Origin of the sequence: Nonomuraea rhodomycinica (assembly GCF_013363995.1) — a bacterium.
Taxonomy (GTDB): Bacteria; Actinomycetota; Actinomycetes; order Streptosporangiales; family Streptosporangiaceae; genus Nonomuraea; species Nonomuraea rhodomycinica.
In genome coordinates this window covers 1-296 of sequence record NZ_JABWGO010000061.1, presented here as the reverse complement: position 1 = coordinate 296, position 296 = coordinate 1, and the positions used below count along the sequence as shown (strand labels likewise).

1 pseudogene is annotated in these 296 nt (G+C 68.6%); it reads right to left on the bottom strand.

Going from position 1 to position 296, the window contains the following annotated elements:
- Positions 1-105 precede the first annotated feature (105 nt).
- A pseudogene (locus HT134_RS44420) lies at positions 106-296 on the bottom strand (hypothetical protein); the annotation flags it as partial.

Sequence of the window (296 nt, the reverse complement as noted above, 5' to 3'; positions counted from 1 at the left end):
ACCAGCTCCCAGTAGATCTCGTTGCCGTCGCCCACGTCGAGGAAGCCGGAGTCGTAGGGCTCGATGGGCGGGTCATGGGTTCTCATCCCGCCGATCCTGCCACCCTCACGAAGACCAGTCGTGCCGCGCGAGGACGGAGCGGTCGCCGGTGGCGTACTCGTGGAAGGACGGGCGCACGTCCTCCAGGCGCGGCATCAGCGTCCGCACCATGTGCCCCTCCTTGTACTCCACCTCGTAGCCGGCGTGCTCCGCCGGCCCGGCCGGGGAGACCTGGATGAAGTGGTGGCCGAACGTCA